This is a genomic window from Mesorhizobium opportunistum WSM2075, from assembly GCF_000176035.2.
Lineage (GTDB): Bacteria > Pseudomonadota > Alphaproteobacteria > Rhizobiales > Rhizobiaceae > Mesorhizobium > Mesorhizobium opportunistum.
Map to the genome: position 1 here is coordinate 393,056 of NC_015675.1, position 12,675 is coordinate 405,730.

The following is a 12,675-nucleotide window of genomic DNA, read 5'->3' on the forward strand; positions in this document are numbered from 1 at the left end:
TTGAACCCATGGATACGATCAGGATGCCCGACCGAACTTACTACGCGCCGCATGGCGGCCATTCCGGTCAAACCGAACTGCTGACGGGCCGCGCCGTCTTCACCGAGGCCTATGCCGTCATCCCCAAGGGGGTGATGCAGGACATCGTCACCAGCGCCTTGCCGTTCTGGGACGAGACCCGCGTCTGGATTCTGTCGCGTCCGCTGTCCGGCTTCGCCGAGACGTTTTCGCAGTACATTGTCGAGATCGCGCCCGGCGGCGGCAGCGAGCGGCCGGAACCCGATGCCGGCGCCGAGGGCGCCCTGTTCGTGGTCGAGGGCGAGTTGACGGTTCTGCTTGCCGGCAAGAAGCATATGTTGCGGCCCGGCGGCTTTGCCTTCCTGCCGCCGGCCAGCGGCTGGACGGTTCGCAACGAGAGCAAGGCGGCTGTCCGTTTCCACTGGATCCGAAAAGCTTACGAAGCGGTCGACGGTCTCGATGTGCCTGAAGCCTTCTTCACCAACGAGCAGGAGATCGCGCCGACGCCGATGCCTGGCACCGACGGCCGCTGGGCAACGACGCGGTTCGTCGATCCGGCCGATTTGCGCCACGACATGCACATGACCATCGTCACGCTCGAGCCCGGCGCCGTCATTCCGTTCGCCGAGACACATGTGATGGAGCATGGGCTTTATGTGCTTGAAGGCAAGGCGGTCTATCGGCTGAACCAGGACTGGGTCGAGGTCGAGGCCGGCGACTATATGTGGCTGCGCGCCTTCTGCCCGCAGGCCTGCTACGCCGGCGGCCCGGGGAAATTCCGCTATTTGCTCTACAAGGACGTCAACCGGCACGCCAAGCTCGGCGGTGCCGATATCGGTGGTCGCACGCGGTGACCCGCCCCATCTTGGCTCACATCGTCGCTCGGCCGCTGACCCGTGAGGCCTTTGCCGAATTCGGTGACGTCATCGACATGGGGGGCGACAACCATTATCCGATCAATGGCGGCAAGGCCGAGCGTTACCACGATCTCGCCACCGCTGAGGCGACGGGACCGAACGCCCGCGTGCTGATCTCGATGGTGCGCGGCATGCCCTACGAACTGCCGCTGAAGCTGACCATGGTCGAGCGGCATCCGTTCGGCAGCCAGGCCTTCATTCCGCTGTCGCCGCGCCCATTCCTGGTCGTCGTCTGCCATGACGGCAAGGAGGGGCCGGGCGAACCGTACGCCTTCATCACCGCGCCCGGACAAGGCATCAACTATTCCCGCAATCTCTGGCATGGCGTGCTGACGCCACTGGGCGAAGCCCAGGACTTCCTGATCGTCGATCGTGGCGGCGACGGCTCCAATCTCGAGGAATTCCATTTCTCGCACGCCTACGAGATCCATCTCCCATAATTTTTTGTGCATGTCGTCACCCCAAAACCGAGGCACTTTTGGGCGACATGCAGCAGGAGACCCGTCATGACCGACATTTCGCTGATCGACCGCCTGCTCGACGTCATCGAGCACGACATCGTGCCGAAGACGGAGGAAGGCGTTGCCCACGGCAACAAGCTGTTCGGTGCGGCGATCCTGCGCAAGCACGACCGCTCGCTGGTGCTGGCCGAGACCAACAACGAGATCGAAAACCCGCTCTGGCATGGCGAGGTGCATTGCCTCAAGCGTTTTTACGAGATGCCCAGGGCGGAGCGCGTCGATACCAAGGACGCCATCTTCCTCGCCACGCACGAACCATGCTCGCTCTGCCTGTCGGCAATCACCTGGACCGGCTTCGACAATTTCTACTATCTGTTCAGCCATGAGGATTCGCGCGACAGCTTCGCCATCCCGCACGATCTGAAAATCCTGAAAGAGGTCTTCACCCTCGATCCCGGCGGCTACAATGCCGAGAACGCCTATTGGAAGAGTTTCTCCATACGCAGGCTGGTGCGGGCGCTGCCGGAGGCCGAGCGCCAGAGGCTGGAAACGCGCATCGGCAAGATTTCGGCGCGTTACGATGAACTCTCCGGCGCCTACCAGGCGAACAAGGACGAGAACGACATTCCGCTGAATTGAGAGGGATCGCCTAGCTTACCTTCGCGTTTTTCAATACCTCATTTATCTTGGCCTGCCAGCCCTTGCCAGTCGCCTTGAATTTTCTGACGACGTCCTGATCCAGACGGATGGACACAACTTGCTTGGGCTTTTCCACAGGAGGCCGGCCACGAGCGCGCCTTATGCTTTCGAAAAGTTCCGGAAACGCTTCCGCGAAAGGCTTGGCTCGCGCCAATTGCTCGTCAGTCGCCTCCGCGTCGTCGGAATCAGCAGCGATTTGCCTTTGGATTTCCGCTTCCTCCTCATCGGTAAGCGGCCGAATACGTGACTTAGGGTTGTTCATATACTGACCTTTCCTTTCGGCTAGCACGACGCATCGAGATCACCGAAATCGCTTCGGAACCAAGCGGCTTAAAAATAACGGCGAGAATGATCTCTCCGAATTCGCCAATCGCCTTGAGCCGGCCGGCCTTGGCCGGCAGGACGGTTGAAGTCGCAAAAAACTCGATATCGAGTTTGGCAAAATCGAGACCCCGGTTTTTGAGGTTCGTTACGCGCTTCGGCTCATCCCAAACGATTTTCAGGCGTAATTATCCTCAGTATGTCGAACTGGAGTGAATAAAAGTAATACATAAATTCTCGGGATAACGCAAGTTAGAAGTTAAATGTTCGCGCCAACCGTCGTCCCGGCGACACAGGCCGTCGTCCGTTCGACTTCGTAATGTGCGCGCTTCATGCGTCACTGATATCCTGGAGAGCAGCCATGAAAACCGTCACCGAATTTCCCCGCAAGGTCGTCGAATTCCCGGACATGGGCATCGTCATGCCGGATGGCTGCCGGCTGTCGGCGCGGGTGTGGATGCCGGAGGACGCCGGCGACGATCCGGTGCCTGCCATTCTCGAGCACCTGCCCTACCGCAAGCGCGACGGCACCATCTTTCGCGATCAGTTGACGCATCCCTATTTTGCCGGCCACGGCTACGCCTCGATCCGCGTCGACATGCGAGGCAATGGCGATTCCGAAGGGCTGATGGACGACGAATATTCCGAGCAGGAATTGCAGGACGCCTGCGACGTCATCGCCTGGGCGGCAGCTCAACCTTGGTGCAACGGTAATGTCGGCATGATGGGCATTTCCTGGGGCGGCTTCAACTGCCTGCAGGTGGCGGCCAAACAGCCGCCGGCGCTCAAGGCGGTGATCAGCCTGTGCTCGACCGTCGACCGCTACGCCGACGACATCCACTACAAGGGCGGCTGCCTGCTGATCGAGAATTTCGGCTGGGCTTCGACGATGCTCTCCTATTCGTCACGACCGCCGGACCCGCTGATTTCAGGCGACAACCGGTGGCGCGATCTGTGGCTGACCCGGCTGGAGAACCAGTCCTTCCTTCTGCCGCTGTGGCTCAGCCACCAGCACCGCGATGCCTACTGGAAACGCGGCTCCATCTGCGAGGATTTTTCGGCGGTCAAGGCAGCGGTGCTGTCGATCGGCGGCTGGCATGACGGTTACCGCAACACGATCTCCAATCTCGTCAGCAACATCGAGGCACCGGTCAAGGGCATCGTCGGCCCATGGATCCACAAATATCCACATTATGCCGGACCTCAGCCGGCCATCGGCTTCCTGCAGGAAGCGTTGCGCTGGTGGGACCGCTGGCTGAAGGGCATCGACACCGGCGTTGAGGCCGATCCGGCCTATCGCGCCTATGTGATGGACAGCGTGCGCCCGGCGCGCTGGCATCCCGAGCGGCCGGGCCGCTGGGTGGCGGAACAGCAGTGGCCGTCGCCCGCCATCAAGACGCAAGCGATCGAGCTGATCTCCAAGGGCACAAAACCTGCCATCGTCGCCTCGCCGCAAAGCTGCGGTCTCGCTGGCGGCGAGTACTTCCCGTTCACCTTCGGCCCGGAACTGCCAGGTGACCAGCGTCCCGACGATACGCTGTCGGTGTGTTTCGACCAGCCGGAACTCGCCGAGGCGCTCGACATTGTCGGCGCACCGGAAGTCCAAGTCACGCTCTCGTCCGATCGCCCGCAAGCCAACATTGCGATCCGACTGTGCGACGTGCATCCCGACGGAGCCTCGGAACTGATCTCCTACGGCGTGCTCAATCTGACGCACCGCGACTCGCACGAATTCCCGCAAGCGCTGGTGCCGGGCGAGGCCATTTCGGCGCGCGTCGTGCTCGATCAATGCGCCTACCGCGTTCCGGCCGGCCACCGCCTGCGCGTTGCCGTTTCGAACGCCTATTGGCCAATGATCTGGCCCTCGCCGGAGCCGGTTCAACTCACCTTGTCGGCAGCGACACTGGCCCTTCCCTTGCGCCCGCTGGCCAAGGGCAGCGAGGTGACATTCGCCGAGCCGGAAGGCGCCGCGCCCTGGGCCACCCAGACGGTTCGGCCCGCCAATTCCGAACGTCATGTCGATCGCGACGAAAAGACGGGAATCGTCACGCTTTCCATAGCGGACGACTTCGGCGAGGTGCGCGATCTTGCCCATGGCCTGGCCAATGGCAGCATCGCCCGCGAGATCTGGTCGATCCATCCTGACAATCCCTTATCAGCGTCGGGCAAGACGCACTGGACGCAGACGCTGTCGCGAAACGGATGGTCGGTGCGCACCGAGACATGGGCGGAGATGCGATCGGACGCGCAAAACTTCATCGTCAGCGCCAGAATCGAAGCTTATGAGGGCGAAATCCTCGTCTTCGAGCGGAATTTCGAGGAGAAAATTCCGCGCGCGCTGGTCTGAGGACTGAAACGGTTGGTCCAAATGCGACGTACGATTTACGCCACGGCATGTCGCATTCGGTCTTGCTTACCGCTTTCCCTTACGGTCATTATTCCCCTCACAAGAAACAAGAAAATCGACCAGAGAGTCGAACCAACAGAGTGAGGAACTCAAAATGTCGAATGAACTCGAATTCCTTAGCCGGCGCGTTGCAGCAGGCAAGCTGAGCCGTCGTGATTTTCTCGGCCGGGCGGCAGCGCTCGGCATCGCCGCACCCTTCGCCAACTCGCTGCTTTCAAGCGCGGCGCGGGCGGCCGGTCCGGTCAAGGGTGGCACGTTGAAGGCCGGCTTGGTCGGCGGTGAATCCACCAACAGTCTCGATCCGGCCCTGTTCATGACCCAGGTGCCGTTCGCCTTCGGCAAGTGCTGGGGCGAAATGATCGTCGAGCTGTCGCCCGACGGCAAACTCGAGAACCGCATCGCAGAGGAGATCGGCTCGTCCAAGGACGCCAAGACATGGACGCTGAAGATTCGCGACGGCGTCGAATTCCACAACGGCAAGAAGGTGACCGCCGAGGACGTGGCCGCGACGCTCGAGCGTCATTCCGACGAGAAATCGAAATCCGGTGCGCTCGGCTACATGAAGGGCATCGAGACCATCAAGGCCAATGGCAAGGAAGTGGTTCTGACGCTGAAGGAAGCCAATGCCGACCTTCCCTACCTGCTCAGCGACTATCACCTGATCGTCCAGCCCAATGGCGGCAAGGACAAGGCCGACGCCGGCATCTCGGCCGGACCCTATAAGGTCACCACCAACGAACCCGGCGTGCGCCATGCCGGCGAGCGCTTCGCCAATTACTGGCAGAGCGACAAGATGGGCCATGCCGACCAGATCGAGATCATCGTCATCAACGATGCGACGGCGCGCACGGCGGCTCTGCAGGGCGGCCAGGTCAACATGATCAACCGCGTCGAGCCGAAGATCGTCGACCTGATCAAGCGCGTGCCGGGCGTGACCATCCGCAACCACGCCGGCCCGGGCCACTACGTCTTCATCATGCATTGCAACACGGCGCCGTTCGACAACAACGATTTGCGCATGGCGCTGAAGCTGGCGATCGACCGCGAAGAGATGCTGACCAAGGTGCTGCGCGGCTACGGATCGCTCGGCAATGACTTCCCGATCAACTCCGCCTACCCGCTGTTCACGGAAATCGAACAGCGCAAGTACGATCCGGACAAGGCGAAGTTCCATTACAAGAAGTCGGGCCATGATGGCACCGTGCTTTTGAGGACCTCCGACGTCGCCTTCCCGGGCGCGGTCGATGCCTCGCAGCTCTTCCAGCAGAGCGCCGCCAAGGCCGGCATCAAGATCGAGCTCAAGCGCGAGCCCGGCGACGGCTATTGGAACGAGGTCTGGAACAAGCAGCCCTTCTGCGCTTCCTATTGGGGCGGGCGCTCGACGCAGGACCAGATGTATTCGACCGCCTATCTGTCGACCGCCGACTGGAACGATACGCGTTTCAAGCGCCCGGATTTCGACAAGATGGTGCTGGCGGCGCGCGCCGAGCTCGACGAGGCCAAGCGCAAGCAGATGTACCACGACATGGCTGTCCTGGTGCGCGACGAGGGCGGCCTGATCCTGCCGATGTTCAACCAGTTCATCGACGCGACCGGTGCCAAGGTCGATGGCTGGGTTGACGATCCGCATCAGGAGCTGATGAACGGCTACGCCTTGGCGAAGTGCTGGCTGCAGGCCTGAATCCGGCTTTGCGGATATGTCTTCACCCATCCTGAAACTGATTGCCCAGCGCATTGCGCTGGGCATCCTCCTTCTGTTGGCCATTTCGGTCCTGATCTTCGCCGGCACCCAGATTCTGCCCGGCGACGTCGCGCAAGCCATTCTCGGACAATCGGCGACGCCGGAGTCGCTCGCCAATCTGCGCGAGCAGCTCGGGCTCAACGACCCGGCCTATGTCAGGTATTTCCACTGGCTCGGCGGGGTGCTGACCGGCGATCTGGGCACCGCCATGTCGAGCGGCCAGGATATCGCGACATCGATCAAGGGCCGGCTGTGGAACACGCTGTTCCTCGCCTTCTGGGCGGCGATCGTGGCCGTGCCGCTGGCGATCATCCTCGGCCTGATCGCGGTGCGCTACCGCAATGGCTGGGTCGACAAGCTGATCTCCGGGCTGGCCCTGGCCTCGACCTCCTTCCCGGAGTTCTTCATCGGCTATCTCCTGGTCTATTTCTTCGCCGTGAAATGGCAGATCTTCCCCGCCATCTCGACCGTCTATGACGGCATGCCCTTTGGCGAACGTATGCAGGCTATCGCCTTGCCGGCGACTGCACTGACGCTGGTGGTACTTGCCCATATGATGCGCATGACGCGCGCGGCGATCCTCAACGTCATGCAGTCGGCCTATGTCGAGACGGCTGAGCTCAAGGGGCTTTCGGCCTTCGCGGTCATCCGCAGACACGCCTTTCCGAATGCCATCGCGCCGATCATCAACGTCGTCATGCTCAACCTCGCCTATCTCATTGTCGGCGTCGTCGTGGTCGAGGTGATCTTCGTCTATCCCGGCATGGGGCAGTATCTGGTCGATCACGTCACCAAGCGCGACGTGCCGGTGGTGCAGGCGGTCGGCCTGATCTTCGCGGCAGTCTACATCAGCCTCAACATCATCGCGGACATAGCGGCGATCATCGCCAATCCGCGTCTCAGACATCCAAAGTGAGGGGCGGGCATGCTTGACATAAGACGCATCCCCATTCCCGCTCTGATCGGCCTGGTGCTGACCGCGCTGTTCGTTCTGGCGGCGATCTTCGCACCGTGGATCTCGCCGCACGACAATGCCGAGATCGTCGGCGACGTATGGGAACCGATGTCGGCGGCGCATTTTCTGGGTACCGACAATCTCGGCCGCGATCTGTTGTCACGCATGATCTACGGCGCGCGCATCACGCTGTTCATCGCCGTGCTTGCCACCGCGCTGTCCTTCTCGCTCGGCGCCATTCTTGGTTTCTCGGCGGCGGTGTTCGGCGGCTGGTTCGACACCATCCTGTCGCGCCTCGTCGATCTCCTGATGTCGATCCCGACGCTTATCATGGGCCTGGTCGTGCTTTCGGTGCTGCCGACGAACCTGGTGACGCTGATCCTGGTGATGGGCATTCTCGATTCGACCCGCGTCTACCGCCTGTCGCGCGCGGTCGCCGTCGACATCAACGTCATGGACTATGTCGAAGCCGCCAAACTGCGCGGCGAAGGCAGTGGCTGGATCATCTTCCGCGAGATCCTGCCCAACGCGCTGTCGCCGCTGGTCTCGGAACTCGGCCTGCGCTTCATCTATGCCGTGCTGTTCCTGTCGACCTTGTCCTTCCTCGGCCTTGGCGTGCAGCCGCCGGACGCCGACTGGGGCGGCATGGTCAAGGAGAACAAGGACGGCATCGTCTTCGGCATCGCCGCGGCGCTCATCCCGGCAGGCGCGATCGCGGCGCTTGCCATCTCGGTAAACCTTGTCGCCGACTGGATCCTCAACCGCACGACAAGCCTGAAGGGAGGACGCGGGTGATGGCCGAGACCAAAGCGAAGCCCGGACAGGGAAAACCAGGCGTGCTGCTCGATATCCGCAATTTGCGCATCGAGGCGACGGTGTACCCGCCGGGCGAAGCGCCAAAAAATATCGTGCTGGTGCACGATGTCTCGCTGACCCTGGAAAAGGGCAAGGTGCTCGGCCTCATCGGCGAATCCGGCGCCGGCAAGTCGACCATCGGCCTGTCGTCCATGGGTTATGGCCGTGGCGGCGTGCGCATCACCGGCGGCGAGGTTTTGCTCAACGGCCGCGATATCCTGAAGGGCGGCAAGGAAGGGTTCCGCAAATTGCGCGGCCGCGAGGTCTGCTATGTCGCGCAGTCGGCGGCGGCCGCCTTCAACCCGGCGCACCGGCTGATGGACCAGGTGGTGGAAGCCACCTTGCTGCATGGCACCGCGACACGGGCCGAGGCCGAGAAGCGGGCGATCGCGCTCTTCAAGAAGCTCAGCCTGCCGAACCCCGAAACCATCGGCGAGCGCTTCCCGCACCAGGTCTCGGGCGGCCAGCTGCAGCGTGTGATGACGGCGATGGCGCTGTGTTCCGAGCCGGACCTGATCGTCTTCGACGAGCCGACGACGGCGCTCGACGTGACGACGCAGATCGACGTTCTGGCGGCAATCAAGGACGCCATCCGCGATACGCACGTGGCGGCGCTCTATATCACCCACGATCTTGCCGTCGTCGCCCAGGTCTCCGACGAGATCATGGTGCTGCGCCATGGAAGGCTGGTCGAATGGGGCGGCACGCGCCAGATCATCAAGGAGCCGCGCCAGGAATACACCAACGCGCTGGTCTCGGTGCATGAGATCGAGCACGCCGAGCAGAAGCCCGGCACGACACCGTTCCTGTCGGTCAAGAACGTCACCGCCGCTTATGCTGGCGGCCATGTGAAGGTGCTGAAGAACGTCTCGGTCGATATCTACCCGGGTCAGACGCTGGCCGTCGTCGGCGAGTCCGGCTCCGGCAAGTCCACCCTGGCGCGGGCCATCACCGGCCTCTTGCCGCCAGAACAGGGAACGGTGACCTTCGACGGGCGGCCGCTGGCCAACCGGCTTGCCGATCGGCCGAAGGAGGATCTGCGCCAGTTGCAGATGATCTACCAGATGGCCGATGTGGCGATGAACCCGCGCCAGACCGTCGGCACCATCATCGGCCGGCCGCTGGAGTTCTATTTCGGCATGCGCGGCAGGCAGCGCGACGCCCGCGTGACCGAACTGCTCGACAAGATCGAGATGGGTAAGGGTTTTGCCGACCGTTACCCGGCCGAGCTTTCCGGCGGCCAGAAGCAACGCGTCTGCATCGCCCGCTCGCTCGCCGCCAAGCCCAAGCTGATCATCTGCGACGAGGTGACCTCGGCGCTCGACCCGCTGGTGGCCAACGGCATCCTCAAGCTTTTGCTCGAACTGCAAAAGGAGGAGAACGTCGCATACCTGTTCATCACCCATGACCTCGCGACGGTGAAGTCTATCGCCGATTCGATCGCGGTGATGTATCGCGGCGAAGTGGTGCGCTACGGCTCGAAGAGCACGGTGCTGACGCCGCCCTTCGATGCCTATACCGACCTTTTGCTGTCGTCGGTTCCCGAGATGGAGATCGGCTGGCTGGAAAAGGCGATCAAGGGCCGCCGTATGGCCAGCGCGGGGAATTAGCCGCCGGTCACGGGCGACTGTCGTCATCCAGATGCAACACTAGGGCGCCACACGTCCTTTGGACGGGCGCCGCTGGTGTGACGTTGTTTTCAAAAGGGGTAGGACATGAAGACCGAACTCGACCATCTCGCTGAACTCGCCGGCCAGGGCCGGATATCGCGTCGCGACTTCCTCGGCCGCACGGCGGCATTGGGCGTGTCGGCGGCGCTGGCAACGACATTGGCCGGCAAGGCCTTCGCGCAGACGCCGGCCAAGGGCGGCATCCTCAAGGCCGGCCTGCAGGGCGGTGAATCGACCAACAGCCTCGATCCGGCGCTGAACCTCAGCCAGGTCACTTTCAGCTTCTGCAAGCAGTGGGGCGAATTCCTGGTCCGCCTCAAGCCCGACGGCGGCGTTGAGAACCTCATTGCCGAAGAGATTGGCGCCTCAGCCGACGCCAAGACCTGGACGATCAAGGTCCGCGACGGCATCGAGTTCCACAATGGCAAGACGGTCGCGGCGGAAGACGTCGCCGCCACCATCGAGCGCCATGCCGACGAAAAGTCCAAGTCCGGCGCGCTCGGCATCCTCAAGAACATCAAGGGCGTCAAGGCAAGCGGCAAGGAAGTCATCGTCACGCTCGGCAACGCCGACGCCGATTTCCCCTATCTGATGGCCGACTATCACCTCGTCATCCAGCCGAATGGCGGCAAGGACAATCCAAATGCCGGCGTCAGCGCCGGTCCCTACAAGGTCACCGTCAACCAGCCGGGCGTGCGCCATGGCGGCGAGCGTTTCGCCAACTACTGGCGTGGCGACAAGGCCGGCCATGCCGACCAGATCGAGATCGTCGTCATCAATGACGCGACGGCGCGGCTGGCTGCCTTGCAAGGTGGCCAGGTGCAGCTGATCAACCGTGTTGAGCCGAAGGTCGTCGAGCTGGTCAAGCGCATTCCCGGCGTCACCATCGAAAACGTCTCCGGCCGCGGCTACTATCCGTTCAACATGTTCTGCGACACCGCACCCTTCGACAGCAACGATCTGCGCATGGCGCTGAAGCTCGCCATGGACCGCGAGGAACTGCTCGAAAAAATCCTGCGCGGCTATGGCTCGGTGGGCAATGACTTCCCGATCAACGAAGCCTACCCGCTGTTTTCAGCCGATATCGAACAGCGCAAGTTCGATCCGGAAAAGGCGGCAGCGGCATACAAGAAGTCCGGCCACAGTGGCTCGATCGTGCTGCGCACCTCCGACGTCGCCTTCCCGGGCGCCGTCGATGCTGCGCAGCTCTACCAGCAGAGCGCCGCCAAGGCCGGCATCAAGATCGAGATCAAGCGCGAACCGGGCGACGGCTACTGGTCGGAGGTCTGGAACAAGCAGCCCTTCTCGCTCTCCTACTGGGGTGGTCGCGCCACGCAGGACCAGATGTATTCCACCGGCTATGTCTCGACCGCCGACTGGAACGACACGCGCTTCAAGCGGCCGGAGTTCGACAAGATGCTGTTCACAGCCCGCGCCGAACTCGACCAAGCCAAGCGCAAGGCGATCTATCATGACATGGCGGTGCTGATGCGCGACGAAGGCGGGCTGATCGTGCCGTTCTTCAACCAGTTCATCGACGCTGCGGCCACCAACAAGATCAGCGGCTGGGTCAAGAACCCGAATGGCGAGATGATGGACGGCTACGCACTGAATGAATGCTGGCTGAACGCCTAGCACTGCGCTGACCCTGACAGGCGCCGCGTGTCCGTGCGACACGCGGCGCACTCGTTTCAACGGACAATCGCGAGGAATAGCCATGGCGCTCAAATCCAAGCTTCTGCTGATCGTCCTCGATGGCGTTCCCTACCGCAACTGGCGCCGGCTGATGGGCAACCTCGAGGGTTGGGTGCAATCGGGCGAGGCACGGGTCTGGAAGATGCGCTCCGTGCTGCCGTCGACCTCGGCCTGCTGCTATGCCTCGATCCACACCGGGGTGTCGCCGCAGGTGCATGGCATCCTCTCCAACGAGAACCGCTTCCGCGTCGGGCAGCCCGACATCTTCTCCGAAGTCAGCAAGGCCGGCGGCAAGACCGGCGCGGTTACCCATTCCTACTGGTCGGAGTTCTTCCGGTCCTATCCGTTCGATCTGGTCGAGGACATGGAATTCGACGAGCCAGGCGGGCCGATCACGCATGGCCGCTTCCACACCATGACCGGCTACAATCTGCGCAACCAGATGACGCCGAGCGATGTCGATCTGTTCGCGACGCTGACGATGCTGACCAAACGCCACGGCATCGACTACGGCATCCTGCACACCTGCACGCTGGACTCGATGGGCCATCGCTTCGGCCACGACTGCCATGAGATGGACCATGCCGTCTATGCCATGGACGCCATGCTGGCGGGGTTCCTGCCGGGCTGGATCGCGGCCGGCTATGAGGTGATGGTCACCGCCGACCACGGCCAGACCGATCGCGGCCATCACGGCGGCCACGACGACGAGATGCAGGATTTCGCGCTGTATTATTTCGGGTCGGGGAAAGGGCCGGATGCGAACACGCTGCTCGACCAGCTGCAGCTGGCGCCGACGGTGCTGAGCCGGCTGGGCGTGCCGGTGCCGGCGACGATGAAGGCGAAGGCGTTTTTGGGGTGAGCGGGTGGCCGCGACGTTGACTTCTCCCCTCTCCCCGTTCTTTGCGGGGAGAGGGTAAGGGTGAGGGGCAGCGC

General features: G+C 62.5%; 12 protein-coding genes. 10 read left to right on the top strand and 2 right to left on the bottom strand.

Annotation, left to right across the window (positions count from 1 at the left end):
- The first annotated feature begins 8 nt into the window (after window positions 1-8).
- The 3 genes from MESOP_RS01760 to MESOP_RS01770 all read left to right on the top strand — a co-directional run bounded on the left by MESOP_RS01760 (window position 9) and on the right by MESOP_RS01770 (window position 2,035).
- Entirely contained in the window at window positions 9-872 is an 864-nt protein-coding gene (locus MESOP_RS01760; RefSeq protein WP_013891599.1) for a bifunctional allantoicase/(S)-ureidoglycine aminohydrolase, read from the top strand.
- Window positions 873-883: 11 nt separating this feature from the next.
- Window positions 884-1,375 carry an ureidoglycolate lyase gene (locus MESOP_RS01765; protein WP_041164476.1) on the top strand — a complete coding sequence of 164 codons (492 nt, stop codon included), beginning with the start codon at window positions 884-886 and terminating at the stop codon, window positions 1,373-1,375.
- A gap of 66 nt (window positions 1,376-1,441) precedes the next feature.
- Window positions 1,442-2,035 carry a nucleoside deaminase gene (locus MESOP_RS01770; RefSeq protein ID WP_013891601.1) on the top strand — a complete coding sequence of 198 codons (594 nt, stop codon included), beginning with the start codon at window positions 1,442-1,444 and terminating at the stop codon, window positions 2,033-2,035.
- Window positions 2,036-2,045: 10 nt separating this feature from the next.
- Here the strand turns inward: MESOP_RS01770 and MESOP_RS01775 are convergent, their stop codons facing one another.
- Window positions 2,046-2,357 carry a BrnA antitoxin family protein gene (locus MESOP_RS01775; protein WP_013891602.1) on the bottom strand — a complete coding sequence of 104 codons (312 nt, stop codon included), beginning with the start codon at window positions 2,355-2,357 and terminating at the stop codon, window positions 2,046-2,048.
- On the bottom strand, window positions 2,344-2,598 hold the full coding sequence (locus MESOP_RS33215; RefSeq protein ID WP_013891603.1) for a BrnT family toxin: 255 nt from the start codon (window positions 2,596-2,598) through the stop codon (window positions 2,344-2,346). The genes MESOP_RS01775 and MESOP_RS33215 overlap by 14 nt, the downstream gene beginning before the upstream one ends.
- Before the next feature lie 179 nt (window positions 2,599-2,777).
- Between MESOP_RS33215 and MESOP_RS01780 the strand changes: the two genes are divergently transcribed.
- The 7 genes from MESOP_RS01780 to MESOP_RS01810 all read left to right on the top strand — a co-directional run bounded on the left by MESOP_RS01780 (window position 2,778) and on the right by MESOP_RS01810 (window position 12,601).
- A complete protein-coding gene (locus MESOP_RS01780) occupies window positions 2,778-4,763 on the top strand; it encodes a CocE/NonD family hydrolase (RefSeq protein WP_013891604.1) in 1,986 nt (661 codons plus the stop codon).
- A 154-nt stretch (window positions 4,764-4,917) separates the two neighbouring features.
- Window positions 4,918-6,504: an ABC transporter substrate-binding protein gene (locus MESOP_RS01785; RefSeq protein WP_013891605.1), complete on the top strand. Its 1,587-nt coding sequence runs from the start codon at window positions 4,918-4,920 to the stop codon at window positions 6,502-6,504.
- Between the two features lie 16 nt (window positions 6,505-6,520).
- Entirely contained in the window at window positions 6,521-7,480 is a 960-nt protein-coding gene (locus tag MESOP_RS01790; protein ID WP_013891606.1) for an ABC transporter permease, read from the top strand.
- 9 nt (window positions 7,481-7,489) lie between these two features.
- Window positions 7,490-8,314 (top strand): ABC transporter permease, encoded by an 825-nt coding sequence (locus MESOP_RS01795; RefSeq protein WP_013891607.1) that lies wholly within the window; start codon window positions 7,490-7,492, stop codon window positions 8,312-8,314.
- On the top strand, window positions 8,314-9,984 hold the full coding sequence (locus MESOP_RS01800) for an ABC transporter ATP-binding protein (RefSeq protein WP_013891608.1): 1,671 nt from the start codon (window positions 8,314-8,316) through the stop codon (window positions 9,982-9,984). Before MESOP_RS01795 ends, MESOP_RS01800 begins: the two co-directional genes overlap by 1 nt.
- A 105-nt stretch (window positions 9,985-10,089) precedes the next feature.
- Window positions 10,090-11,679 carry an ABC transporter substrate-binding protein gene (locus MESOP_RS01805; RefSeq protein ID WP_013891609.1) on the top strand — a complete coding sequence of 530 codons (1,590 nt, stop codon included), beginning with the start codon at window positions 10,090-10,092 and terminating at the stop codon, window positions 11,677-11,679.
- Window positions 11,680-11,761: 82 nt separating this feature from the next.
- Window positions 11,762-12,601 (top strand): alkaline phosphatase family protein, encoded by an 840-nt coding sequence (locus tag MESOP_RS01810; protein WP_013891610.1) that lies wholly within the window; start codon window positions 11,762-11,764, stop codon window positions 12,599-12,601.
- Window positions 12,602-12,675 lie beyond the last annotated feature (74 nt).

What these genes read in the sequence shown, in the direction of transcription:
- MESOP_RS01760 (WP_013891599.1), top strand. Translation starts at nt 9, where the DNA reads ATGGATACGATCAGGATGCCCGACCGAACTTACTACGCGCCGCATGGC.
- MESOP_RS01770 (WP_013891601.1), top strand. Translation starts at nt 1,442, where the DNA reads ATGACCGACATTTCGCTGATCGACCGCCTGCTCGACGTCATCGAGCAC.
- MESOP_RS01775 (WP_013891602.1), bottom strand. Translation starts at nt 2,357, where the DNA reads ATGAACAACCCTAAGTCACGTATTCGGCCGCTTACCGATGAGGAGGAA.
- MESOP_RS01780 (WP_013891604.1), top strand. Translation starts at nt 2,778, where the DNA reads ATGAAAACCGTCACCGAATTTCCCCGCAAGGTCGTCGAATTCCCGGAC.
- MESOP_RS01785 (WP_013891605.1), top strand. Translation starts at nt 4,918, where the DNA reads ATGTCGAATGAACTCGAATTCCTTAGCCGGCGCGTTGCAGCAGGCAAG.
- MESOP_RS01790 (WP_013891606.1), top strand. Translation starts at nt 6,521, where the DNA reads ATGTCTTCACCCATCCTGAAACTGATTGCCCAGCGCATTGCGCTGGGC.
- MESOP_RS01795 (WP_013891607.1), top strand. Translation starts at nt 7,490, where the DNA reads ATGCTTGACATAAGACGCATCCCCATTCCCGCTCTGATCGGCCTGGTG.
- MESOP_RS01800 (WP_013891608.1), top strand. Translation starts at nt 8,314, where the DNA reads ATGGCCGAGACCAAAGCGAAGCCCGGACAGGGAAAACCAGGCGTGCTG.
- MESOP_RS01805 (WP_013891609.1), top strand. Translation starts at nt 10,090, where the DNA reads ATGAAGACCGAACTCGACCATCTCGCTGAACTCGCCGGCCAGGGCCGG.
- MESOP_RS01810 (WP_013891610.1), top strand. Translation starts at nt 11,762, where the DNA reads ATGGCGCTCAAATCCAAGCTTCTGCTGATCGTCCTCGATGGCGTTCCC.